This is a genomic window from Sphingorhabdus sp. EL138, from assembly GCF_945882965.1.
GTDB lineage: Bacteria > Pseudomonadota > Alphaproteobacteria > Sphingomonadales > Sphingomonadaceae > Sphingorhabdus_B.
The window spans coordinates 1-18,643 of record NZ_CAMCWY010000023.1 but is presented as its reverse complement, the minus strand read 5'-3'; the positions used below and the strand labels follow the sequence as shown (position 1 = coordinate 18,643).

The following is an 18,643-nucleotide window of genomic DNA, read 5'->3' as shown; positions in this document are numbered from 1 at the left end:
GCTCAAGCGCATGAGGCGAGCGGACAACACCGCCGCAGTTTTGGCAGCGTGAGGGCCTAGATACAGGCTCCGCCAAACGAACAAGATGCGCAAGCTTAGAGGCTTCCCATATCACGCAGGGTTGTTTCCAACGGGTCAGCATAAGCTGCTCCCGAACACCTGCTGTTGCGCCCGTGCGGTCCTGATGAAAGGACACGCTTCGTGGGCCGCGACGATTATTTTGAGAGTGTTATTATGTCTTTTTTCCAAGACCTGGGCCTTGCCCAACCTATCCTTAAGGCGCTTGAGGCGGCTGGCTATGATACGCCGACTCCCATTCAGCAACAGGCCATTCCGTCTTTGCTTGAGGGCCGCGATCTATGCGGCATTGCGCAAACCGGAACCGGCAAAACCGCCGCATTTGCGTTGCCGTCCCTGCACCATTTCGCCACCAAGCCAAAGGCGCGTCAGCAATATAGCTGCCGGATGCTTGTCCTGTCGCCTACGCGCGAACTTGCGGCACAAATCGCCGATAGCTTCCGCACATATGGCAAGTTTTTGGGCCTGAAGGTCGATTGCGTGTTCGGCGGCATGCCGATTTTTAGCCAGAAAAAGCGTCTTGCCGGCGGCGTCGATATTCTTGTCGCAACGCCGGGCCGCTTGATCGACCTGATTGAGCAACGCGCGGTAACGTTGAAGGACGTTGAAATCTTCGTGCTTGATGAAGCCGACCAAATGATGGACCTTGGCTTTATTCACGCGTTGAAGCGTATTGACCAATTATTGCCAAAGCAGCGTCAGACTTTGTTCTTTTCGGCGACCATGCCAAAGGCAATTGCAGAACTCGGCAACCGTTTTTTGAACAACCCTGTGCGTGTTTCGGTTGCACCCGCCGCGACCACAGCAGAGCGCGTTGAGCAATTCGTAACCTTTGTTGAACAGCGCGAAAAGCAGACATTGCTAACGCTCAAATTGCAAAGCGAAGAGATTGACCGGGCTTTGGTCTTTACCCGCACAAAGCATGGCGCCGACCGCGTTGTGCGTGGGCTTGCAGGAGCCGGCATTCAATCCGCCGCTATCCACGGCAACAAATCGCAAGGGCAGCGCACCGCTGCGCTGCAAGCCTTCCGCGATGGCAAGATCAAGATCCTTGTGGCCACCGACATTGCAGCACGCGGCATTGACGTCCCCGGCGTCAGCCATGTGTTCAACTTCGAACTGCCCAATGTGCCCGAACAATATGTCCACCGCATTGGCCGCACCGCGCGTGCCGGCCGTGAAGGCATCGCGATGAGCTTTGTTGCGGGCGATGAGCGCGGCTATATGAAGGATATCGAGCGTCTAACTGGCATCCGCGCCATGACGCTTGGCCTTCCCGAAGGTTTCCGTGCAGCCGTTGCAGCACTGCCGCCGCCTGTTGCCGATAAAAAGCCGCAACAGGCCCGTGGTGGTCGCGGTGGCGGTCAGCCCGGCGGCGGACGCACCAATTATGCTGGCAAGAAGCTTGGCGGCAATAATGGCGGCACTGGTTTGAACGGCGAGAGCCGTAACCGCACGCACGCACCGCAAGGTGGCTGGCAGCCCGCCATTGGTCCACGTGACGGCAGCCGTGAAGGCAGAAGCGAAGGCGGGCGTGATGCACGTCCACGCAGCGACAATGCCCCTGCTGGTGATCGTCGTCCAACCGCCGACCGCGCATTTGCCGCCCGCAGCGAAAACCGCCGCGATCCCGGCGCACCTGCCCGCAATTACGGCCCCAAAAAGGGTGGTAATGGCAACTATAAAGGCACAGTAAAGCGCGCTGGGTAAGCCTCAATTAACACCATAGCCCTTGTCATTCCCGCGAAAGCGGGGATGACAAGCTTTAGCTTAGATCGCCGATCAGTGCCGAAAATGCCGCATGCCGGTGAAGACCATGGCGAGGCCAGCTTCATTGGCGGCGGCAATCACTTCGTCATCGCGCATTGATCCGCCGGGTTGAATGACCGCCGTCGCGCCCGCTTCAGCAGCGGCGAGCAGCCCGTCCGCAAAAGGGAAAAACGCGTCGGAAGCAACCGCCGAACCCACTGTGCGCGGGGCATCCCAACCATAAGTTTCCGCCGCCTCCTTTGCCTTAATCGCCGCAATCCGCGCGCTGTCACGCCGGTTCATCTGACCAGCACCAATGCCAGCGGTCGCGCCATCCTTGGCGTAGACAATCGCATTGGACTTCACGTGCTTGGCGATCGTCCACGCAAAGCGGCAGTCCGCCAGTTCCTGTGCGCTTGGGCTACGTTTTGTAACGACGGTGATTGCAGCATCGGCAACATAGCCATTGTCACGTGATTGCACAAGCAAACCGCCTGTAATCGGCTTGACAGACAGGCCACCGCGTTTTGGATCAGGCAATTCGCCGGTTAGCAACAATCGCAAATTCTTCTTCTTGGCAAATACCGCCTTGGCCGCATCATCGGCAGACGGGGCCGCCACGACTTCAGTAAAAATCTCGGTAATCGCTTCGGCAGTTGCTGCATCCAGCGGGCGATTGACGGCAACGATACCGCCAAAGGCCGACACGCTGTCGCATTCCAGCGCCGCGCGATAGGCGTCGATCAATGTCGCACCCGTTGCCACACCGCATGGATTGGCATGCTTGACGATCACGACCGTTGGCGGGCCATCGCGAAACTCGGCGACCAGCTCAAGCGCGGCATCCGCGTCATTGTAATTATTATAAGACAGCTCCTTACCCTGCACTTGCTCGGCCTGCGCGATGCCCGCAATATGTTGCCCAACGGGCACATACAGCGCCGCGCGCTGATGTGGATTTTCACCATAGCGCAATTCGGCTGTGCGGTTGCCATTGACGGCAAGCATGTCGGGAAACAGTTGCTGTTGATCGGCAAAGGCAAACCACTGGCTGATCATGCTGTCATAGGCCGCCGTCGCAGAATAGGCCTTGGCCGCGCATTTGCGGCGGAAGTCATAACTGGTTTTACCGTCGCATTCCTCAAGCTCGGCAATCAGGTCATCATAATCGGCTGGATCGGTAAGGATCGTCACAAAGGCATGGTTTTTGGCTGCACTGCGCACCATCGATGGTCCGCCAATGTCGATATTCTCAATAATTTCGTCGCGCGACGCACCTTTGGCTACCGTCTGGGCAAAGGGATAGAGGTTGACGACCACAAGGTCGATTGCGCCAATATGATGTTCGGCCATCGCGGCGGCATGTTCGGGATTATCGCGCACCGCAAGCAGGCCGCCATGCACCATCGGGTGCAACGTCTTAACACGTCCGTCCATCATTTCGGGAAAGCCGGTGAGCTCGCTTATGTCCTTCACCGTAAGACCCGCAGCGCGGAGCGTTTTGGCCGTCCCGCCCGTCGACACCAATTCAACATGCCGCGCCGCCAGCGCATGGCCAAGCTCAACAAGTCCAGCCTTGTCCGATACCGACAACAGGGCCCGCTTAATGACGACGTCGTGCATAATTCATCCTAAATGGCGCAGTTGCCAGCTGATATGGAGCGCGCCTTTACCCGTATCGGCGGCAATCACAAGTTGTTGGGTCGGGTGCGGCCGACCATGTTGGTCAACCCATAAGCTATCATCCACCGACAATATACCGCCGGAAGTGGTAAATGCCCAGTTGCTGCCATCGGACATGCGCAGCAGGGCGGTCTGCGGTTGGTCTGTGGGTGCGATCTCAATATCTGGCCCCAGATGAAAGCGGACATGCGCCATTACATCAGCCTTCGGCTTTGCCTGCGGCAACAGCGTATCTTCGCCCCGCAATTCCATGCCGTCGGAACGCAAAATGAGCAGGCGCGTGTGATTATAACCAAAGCTTTTCGCATAGCCATCATGGCTTGCCTCAATCCGTGTCGCCTGATCAATGTCGCGGCGTTCAAGACCAACTTCAGCCACGCCCTTGCCCAATTGACCGCCTGGCAGAATCGCTGTCGAATTGGTGTCATTCAGGCATAAGGTCGAGTGCGCCGCCGTAGTCCGAAGCCCGCGCGCAAGCGCCGCCGATATGGTCGCGCCGACAAGCGCCGCACCGCCGCAATTGACGATGATCCGCTGCCCATTATGTGACAATTCGAACGCGAGGGTCGAGGCACAGCCCGATGCCGACTGGCGCGCGAGCGGAGGCGGCCCCGCATCCAGCAACAGCACAGATTTGCCAGCCGACACACGCTGATAGCCCCAATCGAGCGCTTGGCGATGCGGGCGGGCGCGAACTTCGCTCGCCGCCACAAGCGCGTCAATCCGGTCGGCGGTCATATGCGCCGACCCCTGCCAAGCGCCAAGCCCACCATCGGAATGGGTCAGGCCCAATAAGGCGGGTACCGCACGGCCCAATACCTCTATGAGAAAATCTGGCACCATCTCGCCTTGCGCAACATAGCATTGCTTCAACAGGCTCAATAGGCCGATGAGTTCCATCAACTGGGTTGGCGAGCGCGACACAACACCGCCATCAGGTAAAATTGTGGCGCGCAAGGATACGGCCAATCCGTCTTCACCCACTACGCGGCGGATTTTGCCTTCGGGCAACAGTAACGACGCGGCAACGACGCCCGCCCAGCCAAGGGTCTTGGCAAAGTGGCTTTGCGCCCTTGGTGCGGACTGGTCCAGATGACGTGCCACCCGCGCAAAATGGTTGATGACGCGCGAACGGTAAATCGGGTCTGAACTGCTAAGCAAAAACGGTGACCCGGCGGCCATGTTCAACAGCCGCCACGCACAATTGTCGACACGCCAAGCCGGCTCGCGCGTTTTCATGCCATTGGCCCGCAACCAGGCATCGGCGATATGCGCTGCGACAGGCGCGCCTTCACCGCGATTGGTCGCCGCCGCCAGATCACGCAGCCAGTCAAAACGGTGGATATAATCGGTCAGCGATGGTGACAGATTGAGCCGGTTATAATCCAGCGCATCAAAGGCTTGTTGTAAGCCCTGATAATGGAATTTGCCCATGCGCAGTGCTTGGCCACGTGCAGAATCTCCCGCCAAAGGGTCCTTGGGCACCGCCAGAAGGCGCAAAGGCACCTTGCCCTTCAACCGCTGATTGTGCAGCGGCGTGCGCCATGTCAGCTTGTAGAATTCGAGAGAGAGGCGCTTGAGAATATTTTGGCCCGCGCCCTTGGGCCTGACGATTAAGGCCGTCTGTCGTTGATCCGTACCGTCCTCAAAATTGCCGGTCATTCACCCCTCAGCGCCCGGATATTTGCGGCATACTGGCTCTCGCCGCCCTTGAATGTGGCAGTGCCGGCCACCAACGTATCCGCGCCAGCCGATATCGCGAGCGGTGCCGTCGCGGTCGTAATGCCCCCATCGACTTCAAGCCGGATATCGCGCCCCGTTTTCTCGATCATCTTGCGAACGGCTTCGATTTTGCGCAACTGGCTTGAAATAAAGCTCTGCCCGCCAAAACCGGGGTTCACGCTCATCACCAAGACAAGGTCAATGTCGTCGATAAGATAATCGAGCATCTTGGCTGGTGTATGCGGATTGAGCACGATGCCCGCCATTTTGCCAAGGGACTTGATCAACTGCACCGTGCGGTGCGGGTGCGGTCCAGCCTCTGGATGGAACGAGATGATATCTGCGCCAGCGTCGGCAAAATCCTGAATATATTGGTCAACTGGCGCGATCATCAAATGTACATCAAATGGCTTGTCGCTATGCGGGCGGAGCGCCTTTACGACCGCGGGGCCGATGGTGATATTGGGAACAAAATGCCCGTCCATGACATCGACATGGATCCAGTCGCATCCAGCGGCGTCAATGGCGCGCACTTCTTCACCCAGCCTTGCAAAATCAGCTGACAATATGGATGGCGCGATGCGGACAGCGTTAGTCATGCTTTGAGCTTAGACGCTGCACTGCGGGCGAGCAAGGCGGTGGCGGGCGTTATACACAGCTTATCGCAGCATTCGTGGCGAGCGCTGGTATACAAACAGGTCGCCCATGACGTCATGCGATTCTGAGCATTTGGTGAAGCCAAGCTTACCCGCGACATTATGCGATGCAGTGTTGCCGGTATCAATGATGCACCGTATTTCGCCCAGTCCTTGCCCGTCCGCCCATACCAATATCGCGGTCATCGCCTCAGTGGCATAGCCTTTGCCCCAAGCGTCGGGCGTGAATGCCCATCCGGCCTCAGGAAAGCCATCCAACGCGTGTATGCCGCGTTCAAACTGCGCCAGCCCGCCATTGCCGACAAAGCGACCACTTGTGCGTTCCACAAATGACCAATAGCCATAGCCAAACAACGGCCACATGCCGATGCCCTGAAGCATTTTGCCCCAACTGACATTGCGGCTGCGGGGTTCGCCGCCAATAAATGCGGTCATGCGCGGGTCAGCCCATGCTGTGGCATAATCCTCCCAATGCGCCAGCGACATGGGTTCAATGGATAAGCGGTCGGTTGTTAGTATGGACGCGATAGCTGTAATATACTCCCCCCGTCGCCCCAGCGAAGGCTGGGGCCCATCACGTGTGTCAGTCTCGACCGAAAAGCGAGATAGGCTCCAGCCTTCGCTGGAGCGACGTGGTTTATTAGTTAAGCGTTTCTGGAAAACCGTGCCACAAAAAATCCGTCCAAACCGCCCTGCTCAGCCAGCATCGGCGGCATTGTGCGCACATGTCCCTGCGCATTCGCGACAACGCCATCGGGCAACTCGTCGGCGGTCGCGGGTATCGTTTTATATTCGGGATGCCGCGCCAAAAATGCCTCGGCCTGCGCCTCGCCCTCATGCGGTTCGAGCGAGCAAGTGGCAAACACCAAAGTGCCGCCGGGCTTCACCCAATCCGCCGCGCGGTCCAACATGGCGCTTTGAATCGCGGCAAGGTTGTTGATCGCTTTCAGGTCGATACGCTGCAACACATCGGGGTGCCGCCGCATCGTGCCCGTGGCGCTACATGGTGCATCCAGCAAAATCGCATCGAACGGCTGCGATGGTTTCCAATCCATGACATCGGCGTTTACCCGCTGGGCATTCAATTGCGTGCGTTCCAAATTGGACATCAACCGGTCCATGCGCCGCGCGCTGTTATCGAGCGACGTTACCGCAAAACCTGCCGCCGAAAGTTGCATCGTCTTGCCCCCCGGCGCAGCGCACAGGTCAAGCGCGCGCTTACCAGCGCCATCACCCAAAAGCCGCGCGGGCAGGCTTGCGGCCAGATCCTGTACCCACCACGCGCCTTCATCATAGCCGTCAAGTTCTTCTACCGCCGTACCACGCGGCAAACGCACATGGCCGGGCATCAGGCTGACCCCATTTAGGCGCTCAGCCCATGCGGCTGTCTCTACTGGCGTGCGCAGGGCAAGGTCCAATGGCGGCGGTTCGGACAAGGCCTTTTGCGCGCCAGCGATCATGTCGTCGCCCCATGCTGGGTGCCAGCGCATCATCGCCGCCTCAGGCAAAGACGGCAATTCAGGCAACGCGACTTGGGCGCGCAGCAATGATCCCAGCACGCCATGCACCAGCCGCCTTGGGCCGCCATCGACCAAGGGCAATGCCGTTGCGATTGCCGCATGGGCAGGTGTGCCCAAGCGCAAAATCTGCGCCATTGCGAGGCGAAGCACCATCCGTGCCTTGGAGTCATCTGGCAGAACTTGTTTGGTCTTGCTGTCGATGAGATAATCCAGATCAACCGACCAGCGCAAAGTCTCCTGCGCAATCGCAATCGCCAAAGCGCGATCCGGTGGCGACAGGCCCTTAGTCGCGTTGGCGGTGGCTTGGTCCATCGGCGTGCCCATGCGCATGACGGTATCAAGCAACCGCAAGGCGGCACGGCGGGTCGGCAAGCCAGAAATTTCGTCAGTCATGACCAAGCGCACTAGGCGTCTGCGGCACACAAGTGAAGAGCGGTTTTGCGCGGCCCCACTTGCGATACCGCATCTTGCAAATGCGTCCGTGAACGCCGATATTCAATGATAGCCATTTCGCTCAAGGAAATTCGAACTATGGGCACCCGTCCACCACATGTCAAAGCGCCGGAATATCTCTCCAAAAGCCCGCCAATCCCGGAAGCCAAAGAGGTCGGCCGCGCGCCGGAGCCCGACGCCGATCGACCCGATCCCGTCCGCTACGGGGATTGGGAATTAAAGGGCGTTGCGATTGATTTTTAGGGTTAGGCCCACAAAAGTCACGCCATAAACGGCGCAGAAACCTCCGGCCTCACGCGGGCCAGCCGTCCGCTGGCTTTATCAATCATCGCCCAAGTCGTATTCGCCCGCACGATCACCTTACCCTTGGCATCAACAAAATCGACGCGCCGGTCAAACTGGGCACCCTTGGGTTCGCTCTCAATCCATGTGCGTGCCGTGACGCTCTCGCCTGCCGCGATATTACCGCGATAGTCAATCTCGTGCCGCGTCACGACCCAATGATAAGCCGCGATATGTTCAGGCGCAGCAACCGCCTGCCAATGCGACGTCGCCATATCCTGTATCCACCGCACCCAGACGGCATTGTTGACATGCCCAAGCGCGTCAATACTGTCCGGCTGCGCGGTGAAGATTTGGGTGAAGTGGGTCAATGCCGCCCTTCAATTTCGTTGCGTGCGGCCTCGGTTAGGAAAGCGCTACGCGTCAATTTGCGCGCAGTCGCAGCAGCGTCAATGGCGTCCAAAACCCCGCGATCAATCGAAATGTTGATCCGTTGTGGCCGGTTGCTGACATAGACATAAGGCACGGCTAGCAGGAATGCGCCCTCGGCTAAATCGTCGGCGGCCATATCGCGAATTTTCTCTATAGCCGAAGGCTCGGGTGCCTTTTCGCCTTCCAGATACAGCATCACGGCCTCGCTGGCATTGGCCTGCACGTCGGCGAGGTCGTCGGCAGCCGAAAAACAGCCGGGAAGATCGGGGAAATGCACCCCCCATGCGCTATCTTCATCTTTATGCACTACGGCGTGATAGACGATCATCATTTCGTACCTTCTGCCAGCCAACCTGCCATCCGCGCGATGCTGCGTGCGGTGCCAAGTGGCAAATCCTTTTTCGGATGCGGCACCACAACAACCTGCGTGTCCTTTCGGAATTTGTGATGCGAACCCTTTACCGCGACTCGCTCAAAGCCCTCAGCCAGCAACCTTTTAACAATGCGCTTGCTGTCGCGTTCCATGCCAATGCATTAAAGCGCTAGCGATTCAAAGTCAATATGTGTGTATTTATTTACACACATATTAAAATCCCGGGAGCTGTGCCAAGTTGATGAGTTTCGCTACCAATGGATTTGACATATCGCCAACGATATGATACCATTGCGCATGATCTTGGACACCGATGTTATCATGGCCGCAATTCGGAGCACAAAGGGTGCGTCGGCGGAGATTGTCCGACGCGTGTTGCGTGGTGAAATGCATATTGAACTGACCGTCGCGATGGCGCTCGAATATGAGGCTGTTGTCATGCGTGAAGAGCATTTACGCGCGGGCGAATTGACGGCGGCCGAAGCAATGAATGTGATCGACGCGTTGGCCGCCTTGGCGACGCCGATAGAAATTCATTTCCGCTGGCGCCCGCAATTGCGTAATGCGGATGATGAAATGATATTAGAGGCCGCAATCAATGCGCACGACCGGACAATCGTGACGTTCAACAGGCGGGATTTTGTTGGCGCTGCGGAACGGTTCGGCGTTGCGTTGGCCTCGCCACGTGAGATATTGGAGAAACGGACATGAGTATTGCAAGCAACTATGCCCTGCGCCTTCCTGCATCACTGAAACGTGAATTGGAGAGGGTTGCGCGCGAAGACGGCACTAGCCTTAACCAGCTGATTGTAACAGCGGTAGCCGAAAAGCTGTCAGCATTGCGCACTGCAGATTTTTTCGAGGAACGACGGGCGCGGGCGGATGTTGGCGCGGCGTTGGAAGTGATGACGCGGGAACGTGGAGAAACGCCGAGGAATGGGGATGCGCTTTGAGTTTAGTGACGTCATTTTTTAAATGAAATTATCGGTCACCCGCGCTTCTGCATAAACCTACAGCCCCATTGTTTCTTACCCCATCTAACCTCGCAAGCGTCAGACACCTCAAACCAATCATTTCCAGCATAGCCGGCGCCATGATATGCTCCAGCGCGGCAATATCGTACGGTTGTACGGTGAAGATTTGGGTGAAGGGCGTCATTTGCCCGATGTGGCCAACCCCATCTGCCACACAATAAACGCCGCTTCCTCGGCATTTTCGCGCAAGCGTTCGAACCGTCCGGACTTGCCGCCATGGCCTGCGCCCATGTTGGTTTTGAGCAAAAGCACATTGTCGTCGGTTTTCATGGCGCGTAGCTTTGCGACCATCTTGGCGGGTTCCCAATAAGTGACGCGCGGGTCGTTGAGGCCTGCGGTCCACAGCATCGGCGGATAGGCCTTTGCTTCGATGTTGTCATAAGGCGAGTAGCTGCGGATATAGTCAAACGCAGCCTTGTCGGTGATCGGGTTGCCCCATTCGGGCCATTCGCCCGGCGTCAAGGGCAGGTCTTTATCGAGCATCGTATTGAGAACATCAACAAAGGCGACATGGCTAACCACCGCGCCAAACAATTCCGGTGCCTGATTAACGACAGCGCCCATGAGTTCGCCACCAGCCGAGCCACCACTTGCGGTCACCTTGCCCTTGCTGGCGAAACCGAGGTCGATCAAGCCCTTGGCCGCATCGACAAAGTCGTTGAAAGTGTTGGTGCGCTTTGTCAGCTTGCCATCCAGATACCATTGATAGCCAAGGTCATCACCGCCCCGAATATGCGCAATGGCATAAGCAAAGCCACGGTCGACCATCGACAGGCGGTTGGCGCTGAAACCCGGCGGCGTGGCATAGCCATAAGCGCCATAGGCATATAGATGCAGCGGGTGGCTGCCGTCTTTTTTGAATCCCTTTTTGGTCAGGATCGACACTGGCACCTTCACCCCATCGCGCGCCGTGATTATCACACGTTCGGTCACATATTGGGAAGGGTCATATCCGCTGGGGATTTCCTGCACCTTCAATGTTTCCAGCCGGCCATCGGCGAGGGTGTAATCAAACACCGTGTCCGGCGTGACCATCGATTCATAGCCAAGGCGCAGCTTCGTCACATCATATTCGGGGTTATCGCCCAAGCCGGCTTCATAGCTTGCCTCAGGAAACTTGATCGCCTGCACTTTGTTGGCGTCGGCATAATCGCGAATTTCCACTTGATCGAGGCCATCAATCCGGCCTTCGGTCACATAGAAGTTTTTGAACAAGGATAGGCCAGTCAAATAATGGCGATCGGACCCAGCAATTAACGTTTTCCAGTCGCCGGGTGCTTTCATGCTGGCGGTGGCCACGCGGAAATTCACATGATCATCATTGGTCAGAATGAACAATGCGCCGTCGCGGACATCAACGCTATATTCCCGTCCGGTTTTGCGCGGGGATACCATGATAGGCGTCGCCGTTGGATCATTGGCGGGCACCAAGCGCACTTCGCTGGTGACATTGTCGCCCGTGCCAATGACGATCCAATCCTCTTGCGCGGTCAGGCCAACGCCGACGCCAAAGCCGATATCCTCCTCCTTATAGAGCAGCTTCGCTTTGCTCAATTCATCGCCCAATTTGTGATACCACGCATTGTCAGTGCGCCAATTGTCGTTGGCAAGGCCATAGACAACGCCCTTGCCGTCAGATGACCAGACAATGCTGGACAGCGTGCCGGGGATGATGTCGCCCAATTTTTCGCCGGTTTCCAAATTGCGGAAATGCAGGTCAAAGCGTTCTGACCCGTTATCATCATAGGCATAAGCCAAAATCTTACCGTCAGGGCTGATCTCTGCGGCACCAAGGCGGAAATAGGCATTGCCCTTTGCCAGTGCATTTTCGTCAAGGATAAGCTGATCCGCGCCGCCCGCGACGGGCTTGCGATAATGCTTGCGATATTGCGCGCCTTTTTCGAATTTCGACCAATAGATATAATCGCCATCCTTTTGCGGAACGCTGCTGTCATCCTCTTTGACGCGGCCCTTCATTTCTTGAAAAATCGTTTCGGTCAGAGCAGCCTGCGGGGCCATTTGTGCTTCGAAATAGGCGTTTTCGGCGCCCAGATGGTCTAGTATCTCTTTGTCATATATCGTCGGATAGCTGGTATCGCGCAGCCAGTGATAATCATCGGTAATCGTCACATTATGATGGGTCGCCTGATGCGGACGCTTGACGACAACAGGGGGCTTGATGTGCGCGGTGGCTTTTTCTGTCATGGGTTCTTTCTGGGCAAATGCGGGCGAGGATAATGCGCTGGTTGCAAAAATGAGAGGGAGCAGTGCTTTCATGAGACGACTTCCTTGCGTATATGGATAGCATAACCATATGAACGGAAGTCCGACATGTCTACCTATGAAGCCCGCCTCGCCGCCCTACGTGCGCAATTGAAGAAAGAGCAGCTCGACGGATTTGTCGTGCCGATCTGTGATGAACATATGTCGGAATATGTCGGCGATTATGCGCAGCGGCTTGGCTGGCTTACGGGTTTTGGCGGGTCCGCGGGTTCGGCCGTGGTATTGTCTGAACAGGCGGCTATCTTCACTGATGGCCGCTACACGCTTCAAGTGCGGGAACAAGTCGATGGCAAAAACTGGCAATATGTGGGCGTGCCGCAAACCAGCATTGCCGACTGGTTACACGAATATGCCCCGGGTGGCGCGCGCATCGGCTATGACGCATGGGTTCACACCAAAGGCTGGGTCGAAAGTGCAACCAAGGCACTGGCCGCCAAGGGCGCTGAACTCGTTGCGGTCAAAAGCAATCCAATCGACAGGGTGTGGGCCGAACAGCCGCAGAAAAGCGTCGCCAAGCTCATCGTACATGACACCCAATATGCAGGACAGAGCAGCGCCGAAAAACGCGCCGCTGTGGCCGAGTGGCTGACGGCGAACACGCTCGACAGCACCGTCATTTCCGCGCTCGATTCGGTGGCGTGGCTACTGAACATCCGCGGCTCCGACGTGTCGAACACCCCCGTCGCGCTCAGCTTTGTGCTTGCCCATGCCGATGGCACGGCGGACCTTTTTGTCGCGCCCGAAAAGATTGACGACGCGGTGCGCGCGCATCTGGGCAATGCCGTGCGCTTGCGCGATCCGTCAGAATTTGTGCCAGAATTGCGGTCGATGGAGGGCAAGCGCATTGCCGTTGACCCCGACCGGGCGGTCGCCGCAATCTTTGGCGCACTGCACGCTGGTGGCGCGCACATCATCGAGGCGCGCGACCCGACCATCCTGCCCAAGGCGGTCAAAAACCCTATCGAACAATCTGGCCACCGCGCCGCGCAAGCCCGCGATGGCGCCGCGTTAAGCCGGTTCCTGCATTGGATGCGCGAAACCGCGTATAAAGGCGAATTGAATGAATTATCCGCCGCCGCACGGCTAAAGGCTTTCCGCGAAGATACCGGCATGCTCAAGGATCTGTCGTTCGACACTATCTCTGCAACTGGCCCCAATGGCGCGCATTGCCATTATAAGGTCGATGAAAGCACCAACCGCGACATTGAACCCAACAGCATTTATCTGGTCGATAGCGGTGGGCAATATTTGGACGGCACCACTGACGTTACCCGCACCATCTGGGTCGGCCCGGGCGATCCCACCGCAGAAATGCAGGACCGCTTCACCCGTGTGTTGAAAGGCCATATTGCCTTGGCCAGCGCCGTTTTCCCCGAAGGCACCAGAGGTGCGCAATTGGACAGTCTGGCGCGCGCGTCTCTGTGGCAGGCCGGCCTTGATTACGCCCATGGCACTGGCCATGGCGTCGGCAGCTTCCTTGCGGTGCATGAAGGGCCGCAACGCATCGCCAAATTCGCTGGCGGTCAGGCGGGCAGCGACGAGCCGTTGCAAGCGGGCATGATCCTGTCGAACGAGCCCGGCTATTATAAATCAGGCGAATATGGCATCCGCATCGAAAATCTGGTGCTGGTCGAAGAACGTCAGATTGCGGGCGCGGAAGGACGCTATTTCGGTTTTGAAACACTGACCTTCGCGCCGATTGAAAAGAATTTGGTGGACGTCAGTTTGCTCAATGCAGACGAATTGCGCTGGTGGAATGATTACCACATTAAGGTACTTGCGATTGTCGGGCCACAGTTGGAGGGTGAAGCGCTGGCGTGGGCGACGGAGGCGTGTGCGGGGTTGGTGCAGACTAACGCGCCTTAAAGCTTATGATGCGCGCCCAAGCTTGCGCGGATGCGGTCGAGGGTGGACTTGCGGATGGCATTCTTGTTCCATGCATATGCAGCGGCCGGGAGCTGCGCGAGTTGGGCGGCGACGGCTAAGGCTTTCGCTTCCACCTCATCGGCTTGCGCCAGCATATCAAAATAGCCCGCTTCCAGCGCGCCTTGCGGGTTGTAAATAGACCCCTGAATCATCGCGCGGGTCAGATGTGTTGGATGTAGCCGATCCCGCGCCAGCTCCATTGCAAAGATGGGCAAGTTCATACCCGTAATCGCCTCATTCGCGCCGATTTTATAGTCGCCAGCGGTGCCGATGCGCGTGTCGCAAGCGTGTAGGATGAACACACCCATGGCGATTGCATGGCCGGTGCAGGCGGCCACCACAGGCAGCGGTCCGCCATATAGGCGCAGCACCAGTTCCGCGCCCGCATCCAGCAACTTATAAACATCAGAGCCAAGGCTGGCAAAGGCGTTCAGGTCGAACCCGCCCGAAAACCGCCCTTCACGTCCGGTCAGGACAATGGCTTTTGCTTCGGCCTCGGCAGTGTCGAGCGCGGCGTTCAAAGACGCCAACATGTCGAAGTTGATCGCATTCGCCTTGCCGTCGTCCATGCGGATCAAGGCGATGTCGTTGTTGATCTCTAATGTGGCGGACATATTGACGCTCCCATTTCGTAATTACCCAATTAAAGCCGGGCCTTACGTTCGCGTCAACTTGAAAATGTGTGCGCGCCGTCCCAAACCTCGGCGTAACGCGCGCGTAGCGCTACATCGCACCAACACCTGAATATTTGAGGAACCCGCATGACCCAGACATTTTCCGAATACACCCCCGCCGACGTCTGGGAATGGAATACCGAAAATGGCGGGCAGTTCGCGAATATCAACCGGCCAATTGCAGGCGCAACCCATGACAAGGAGCGCCCGGTTGGCAAACACCCGATGCAGCTATACTCGCTGGCCACGCCCAATGGCGTGAAGGTCACCGTAATGCTTGAGGAGTTACTGGCGCTTGGCCATCAAGGTGCAGAATATGATGCGTGGCTGGTCAACATTCGCGACGGCGACCAGTTTTCAAGTGGCTTTGTCGATGCCAACCCCAATTCCAAAATCCCCGCTTTGTTCGATCATTCAACGCCAACGCCAACGCGCGTTTTCGAATCGGGCGCGATCCTTTTGTATCTGGCGGAGAAATTCGGTGCGTTCCTCCCGACCGAACATCACGCGCGGACCGAGACTATCAACTGGCTGATGTGGCAAATGGGCAGTGGTCCTTATCTGGGCGGCGGTTTTGGTCATTTTTATGCATATGCGCCGGTTAAGATCGAATATGCCATTGACCGTTTTGCCATGGAGGTAAAACGGCAATTGGACGTTCTCGACCGCAATTTGGCAGAGCGGAAATATATGGCGGGTGACGCTTACACCATTGCAGATATGGCGATTTGGCCTTGGTATGGCGCGCTGGTCAAAGGATTGATTTACAACGCAGGCGCGTTCCTTTCAGTGCATGAATATAAAAATGTCATTCGCTGGACCGATCAAATCGCCGAGCGGCCCGCCGTCAAGCGTGGACGCATGGTCAACCGCGTCATGGGTGACCCCGCCAGCCAGTTGCATGAACGGCATGACGCAAGCGACTTTGACACCAAAACACAGGACAAGATTGTCTTGGGCACTTGAGCGCGCGCAGTGCTGCAAGGCGCCGCGGGACCTTACGTTTTGTCGGTATAAGTTGGCGCAACTGCTCTCGGGGATAAATAGTGCAGCTTTTACCGATATTTTGCAACGAACGATTCTTGATCGTCGACGAGATGAGGAAGTAGCATGCGGCAGCGGTGACCTGCATCCGCAAACCCAGGGCAAGATCGAACGCTGGCACCAGACCCTGAAGAACCGCATCCTACTCGAAAACTACTTCCTGCTCGGCGACCTTGAGCAGCAGATCGAAGCGTTCGTCGGGCATTACAACCATCGGCGCTACCGCGAGAGCCTGTCAGGTTTAATAAATCTTCACCCCATATGATTACGACTGAACGCTCGGAGAAAGCCACCCCGAAATCTATCGTGAACGTGTTTGCATCGTGGTGTAAGGCTATCGGTTTGCTGGGTTTCTCGTCGCATTCCGAGCGGCGCGCACTCATCACCAAAGCCGCCCGCAAGATAAGCACAGCTGGCGGGTCATTGCGAGATGTTCAGATGCTGGCTGGGCATTCACCGCTGGCTGTCACGCAGCGGTATACCGATGGCAACAGCGAGGCTAAGATGAAAGTCATCGAGCTGATCCGAAGCGAAGATGAGTTGTAAGCAACACGGGCTCAATCTAGGTGATTTTTATGACTGAGGAGGAAAGACAGGCAATCAGAGCGTCATTTGCGGGTAAGCGTGTGTCTCAAATGACCGAAATTGAGAGAAAAGTGTTCGATGAAGACTTCCAATACGGTATCAGCACTCAACCAAGTCGACGTCAGTCTTATGAAGATTCCGGCTGGCGAAAAAATGTGACCATCTCAGTTTTAGAATTATTTAATAAAATTCCGATATGTAGAAAATAATTCCATTTTTAATGAAATTAAAGAAAAAGAAAAAACTGAGGTTTATTTATGAAAGTAGATATAAAAAAAATAGAGGGTTACGCATACGGCGCTATTCAGCCATCCTTTATTTTAATATTCAGAGACGTTTTTGTAAATTTTAAAAATGTTTTTGAAAAATTAGAAAATTTACTTGAATTATTACCTGAGTTTTATGACCATAACAGATTCTTCGATAGCGATGTGGCAGTCGAACCAGCTTCACCGCTCGCACTTTTTGTCACAATTCTGGATACGCTGAACCATTATTGTGGGGATCAGAGATTTACGCCGATTCGTGTGCTTCAAGAAGAAAATTCGCTCTGTTTTGCTCTGCCGACGCTATCTACAGAAATGTGCAGATTTAATATAAATTTAATAAAGTCTCTGCTGGAAATGACGGATAAAGCCGATTTGAGGGAACAGGCAGTCGACTTTCTGGAAAATCATAAGCGGAAAGCACGAGTATTTTTGCCCGCAGGAACGAATGCAGGTAGCTTCATCGCGGCGGCGGCAGAACGCAAAATCCCTTTCAAGATATTCAACCAACAATACATCATCTTTGGATATGGAATTGGTTCAAGGATCTTTAATAGTTCAGTAACAGATGAAGAAAGTGCCATTGGCGTAAGATTGGCAAAGAGTAAGGTGGATACCAACCGTCTGTTAAAAATGTCGGGCTTTCCTGTTGCTGAACAAGCACGTGTGCGCACCGTTGATGATGCAATACGCTATGCCGAAAATATTGGTTACCCGGTAGTGCTTAAGCCTGAAGCTGAAGAGCAAGGTCGGGGAGTTTTTGCAAACATCATTGATGTTTCTGAACTAAAGGAGTGCTTTGAGAAAGCCTCTTCTGATTTCAACAACCTTATCATCGAAAAGTTCGTCAAGGGTCTCACTTACCGAGTTCATTTGCATCATGGAAAGGTTATGGATGCATGGAAGACTAATCCACCATCTATAATAGGTGATGGGCATTCGTCCATTAGCGAACTCATTGATATTGAAAATGCAAAACCAGAACGAAACTCTATAAATTCGTCAATTAAGCCAATACCAAAAGATTACACGACAGCACTAAATTTGCAAAAGTTAGGCTTGGATTTTGACTTTTCTCCCTCGTTGGGTGAAGAAATAGTATTGGCCGTAACTTCAAACGAAAGCCGTGGTGGGTCGTCGCAGAACTTTCTCTCTTTTCTTCACCCCGAAATAGCAGATTTATGCATACAAGCTGCCCGTACATTGCGGTTACAAGTAGCTGCTATTGATCTCATCTCACAAGATGCGGCAGTCTCATTGCAGGAAAGTGACACATTTATCTGTGAAGTAAATAGTCAGCCGCAGTTAGGTGATCTTGAAACTTATCCGCACCTTTTTCATGACCTGTTGAATAAACTTCCTGATAGTTGCCCTGAAATTATTCTGGTGGTTTCGAAAAAATCTGAAAATTATTATTTCAACGCATTTAACAAATCGGTTGAAAATATTTCTGTGCGAGTGCCCCCTCATTATTTACTTAAACATGGCAGTCCGACGCAATATTTTAACAAAATAGAATTTGAGGATGATATTTCCTTAGAGGAGCGACAAAAAATTGTTGCTATGCTCACTAGCACCTTGCCAGATCGATAATACCAAGATGCGTTCACCGAAACCTATTTTGTTCCCGTCACTCGGACTTGATCCAGGGTCCAAAGTCCAACAAAAATGCGCTTATGAGACTGACCGGCCCCCATTGAGTGGTCCGGTTTGATTGTTAGTGCATGATTGCCTTGAGCCTGGCCCCTTTTTTGGTCCGACCTTTATGAGAAAGACCGGCTCTTTTTGCATCAGGGCAGGCATGCCTGCCCTGATGCAAAAGCGCGCTCCATTGGGGTTTGGTTGCCAAGGGAGCTGTGCGGTCGGACTTCGTTATAATCTCT

Annotated in this window: 20 protein-coding genes and 1 pseudogene; 10 read left to right on the top strand and 11 right to left on the bottom strand. The window is 55.3% G+C overall.

From position 1 onward, the window contains the following. The first annotated feature begins 234 nt into the window (after positions 1 to 234). Positions 235 to 1,788, top strand: a complete 1,554-nt coding sequence (locus Q0N43_RS10040; protein WP_295445965.1) for a DEAD/DEAH box helicase — start codon at positions 235 to 237, stop codon at positions 1,786 to 1,788. A 72-nt stretch (positions 1,789 to 1,860) separates the two neighbouring features. Here the strand turns inward: Q0N43_RS10040 and purH are convergent, their stop codons facing one another. The 5 genes from purH to Q0N43_RS10015 all read right to left on the bottom strand — a co-directional run bounded on the left by purH (position 1,861) and on the right by Q0N43_RS10015 (position 7,801). Then, a complete protein-coding gene (gene purH, locus Q0N43_RS10035; RefSeq protein WP_295445963.1) occupies positions 1,861 to 3,450 on the bottom strand; it encodes a bifunctional phosphoribosylaminoimidazolecarboxamide formyltransferase/IMP cyclohydrolase in 1,590 nt (529 codons plus the stop codon). A gap of 3 nt (positions 3,451 to 3,453) precedes the next feature. Continuing rightward, positions 3,454 to 5,172 (bottom strand): heparinase II/III family protein, encoded by a 1,719-nt coding sequence (locus Q0N43_RS10030; RefSeq protein ID WP_295445961.1) that lies wholly within the window; start codon positions 5,170 to 5,172, stop codon positions 3,454 to 3,456. Continuing rightward, positions 5,169 to 5,831, bottom strand: coding sequence for a ribulose-phosphate 3-epimerase (gene rpe / locus Q0N43_RS10025; RefSeq protein ID WP_295445959.1), 663 nt, complete (start codon positions 5,829 to 5,831; stop codon positions 5,169 to 5,171). The genes Q0N43_RS10030 and rpe overlap by 4 nt, the downstream gene beginning before the upstream one ends. A 60-nt stretch (positions 5,832 to 5,891) precedes the next feature. Further along, positions 5,892 to 6,407, bottom strand: coding sequence for a GNAT family N-acetyltransferase (locus Q0N43_RS10020; RefSeq protein WP_295446005.1), 516 nt, complete (start codon positions 6,405 to 6,407; stop codon positions 5,892 to 5,894). A gap of 125 nt (positions 6,408 to 6,532) precedes the next feature. Continuing rightward, positions 6,533 to 7,801, bottom strand: coding sequence for a transcription antitermination factor NusB (locus Q0N43_RS10015; RefSeq protein ID WP_295445957.1), 1,269 nt, complete (start codon positions 7,799 to 7,801; stop codon positions 6,533 to 6,535). A 138-nt stretch (positions 7,802 to 7,939) separates the two neighbouring features. On the opposite strand from Q0N43_RS10015, the gene Q0N43_RS10010 reads away from it, so the two are divergent. Continuing rightward, positions 7,940 to 8,104, top strand: coding sequence for a DUF1674 domain-containing protein (locus Q0N43_RS10010; protein ID WP_295445955.1), 165 nt, complete (start codon positions 7,940 to 7,942; stop codon positions 8,102 to 8,104). A gap of 17 nt (positions 8,105 to 8,121) precedes the next feature. Here the strand turns inward: Q0N43_RS10010 and Q0N43_RS10005 are convergent, their stop codons facing one another. From Q0N43_RS10005 to Q0N43_RS09995, 3 genes are read right to left on the bottom strand one after another with little or no spacing between them, the layout of a single operon-like run. Next, complete coding sequence (locus Q0N43_RS10005) at positions 8,122 to 8,514, bottom strand: acyl-CoA thioesterase (RefSeq protein WP_295445953.1); 393 nt, start codon at positions 8,512 to 8,514, stop codon at positions 8,122 to 8,124. Further along, positions 8,511 to 8,906, bottom strand: a complete 396-nt coding sequence (locus Q0N43_RS10000) for a type II toxin-antitoxin system HicB family antitoxin (protein WP_295445951.1) — start codon at positions 8,904 to 8,906, stop codon at positions 8,511 to 8,513. The genes Q0N43_RS10005 and Q0N43_RS10000 overlap by 4 nt, the downstream gene beginning before the upstream one ends. Continuing rightward, on the bottom strand, positions 8,903 to 9,100 hold the full coding sequence (locus Q0N43_RS09995; RefSeq protein ID WP_295445949.1) for a type II toxin-antitoxin system HicA family toxin: 198 nt from the start codon (positions 9,098 to 9,100) through the stop codon (positions 8,903 to 8,905). The genes Q0N43_RS10000 and Q0N43_RS09995 overlap by 4 nt, the downstream gene beginning before the upstream one ends. A gap of 145 nt (positions 9,101 to 9,245) precedes the next feature. Here Q0N43_RS09995 and Q0N43_RS09990 point away from each other — a divergent pair, with 145 nt between their 5' ends. Continuing rightward, positions 9,246 to 9,659 carry a putative toxin-antitoxin system toxin component, PIN family gene (locus tag Q0N43_RS09990; RefSeq protein ID WP_295445947.1) on the top strand — a complete coding sequence of 138 codons (414 nt, stop codon included), beginning with the start codon at positions 9,246 to 9,248 and terminating at the stop codon, positions 9,657 to 9,659. Next, complete coding sequence (locus Q0N43_RS09985; protein ID WP_295445945.1) at positions 9,656 to 9,901, top strand: pilus assembly protein HicB; 246 nt, start codon at positions 9,656 to 9,658, stop codon at positions 9,899 to 9,901. The genes Q0N43_RS09990 and Q0N43_RS09985 overlap by 4 nt, the downstream gene beginning before the upstream one ends. A gap of 201 nt (positions 9,902 to 10,102) precedes the next feature. Here the strand turns inward: Q0N43_RS09985 and Q0N43_RS09980 are convergent, their stop codons facing one another. Then, entirely contained in the window at positions 10,103 to 12,187 is a 2,085-nt protein-coding gene (locus Q0N43_RS09980; RefSeq protein WP_295446003.1) for a S9 family peptidase, read from the bottom strand. A 126-nt stretch (positions 12,188 to 12,313) separates the two neighbouring features. On the opposite strand from Q0N43_RS09980, the gene Q0N43_RS09975 reads away from it, so the two are divergent. Further along, positions 12,314 to 14,131, top strand: coding sequence for an aminopeptidase P family protein (locus tag Q0N43_RS09975; RefSeq protein ID WP_295445943.1), 1,818 nt, complete (start codon positions 12,314 to 12,316; stop codon positions 14,129 to 14,131). Here Q0N43_RS09975 and Q0N43_RS09970 read toward each other — a convergent pair. Continuing rightward, the gene (locus Q0N43_RS09970; RefSeq protein WP_295445941.1) at positions 14,128 to 14,805 is read right to left on the bottom strand and encodes a crotonase/enoyl-CoA hydratase family protein; all 678 of its coding nucleotides are present in this window, start codon (positions 14,803 to 14,805) and stop codon (positions 14,128 to 14,130) included. The two genes, Q0N43_RS09975 and Q0N43_RS09970, sit on opposite strands and share 4 nt — an antisense overlap. Positions 14,806 to 14,952: 147 nt before the next feature. On the opposite strand from Q0N43_RS09970, the gene yghU reads away from it, so the two are divergent. From yghU to Q0N43_RS09945, 5 genes and pseudogenes are all read left to right on the top strand, one after another. Further along, positions 14,953 to 15,831, top strand: a complete 879-nt coding sequence (yghU, locus tag Q0N43_RS09965) for a glutathione-dependent disulfide-bond oxidoreductase (RefSeq protein WP_295445939.1) — start codon at positions 14,953 to 14,955, stop codon at positions 15,829 to 15,831. Between the two features lie 163 nt (positions 15,832 to 15,994). Beyond that, positions 15,995 to 16,144: pseudogene (locus tag Q0N43_RS09960) on the top strand (integrase core domain-containing protein); the annotation flags it as partial. A 71-nt stretch (positions 16,145 to 16,215) separates the two neighbouring features. Then, positions 16,216 to 16,455, top strand: a complete 240-nt coding sequence (locus Q0N43_RS09955) for a site-specific integrase (RefSeq protein WP_295445937.1) — start codon at positions 16,216 to 16,218, stop codon at positions 16,453 to 16,455. Positions 16,456 to 16,484: 29 nt separating this feature from the next. Next, the gene (locus tag Q0N43_RS09950) at positions 16,485 to 16,703 is read left to right on the top strand and encodes a hypothetical protein (RefSeq protein ID WP_295445934.1); all 219 of its coding nucleotides are present in this window, start codon (positions 16,485 to 16,487) and stop codon (positions 16,701 to 16,703) included. 48 nt (positions 16,704 to 16,751) lie between these two features. Continuing rightward, the gene (locus tag Q0N43_RS09945; protein WP_295445932.1) at positions 16,752 to 18,353 is read left to right on the top strand and encodes a hypothetical protein; all 1,602 of its coding nucleotides are present in this window, start codon (positions 16,752 to 16,754) and stop codon (positions 18,351 to 18,353) included. Positions 18,354 to 18,550: 197 nt separating this feature from the next. Here the strand turns inward: Q0N43_RS09945 and Q0N43_RS11535 are convergent. Further along, positions 18,551 to 18,643 (bottom strand): integrase core domain-containing protein (locus Q0N43_RS11535; protein WP_366845964.1); only part of this gene is annotated, 93 nt, incomplete at its 5' end.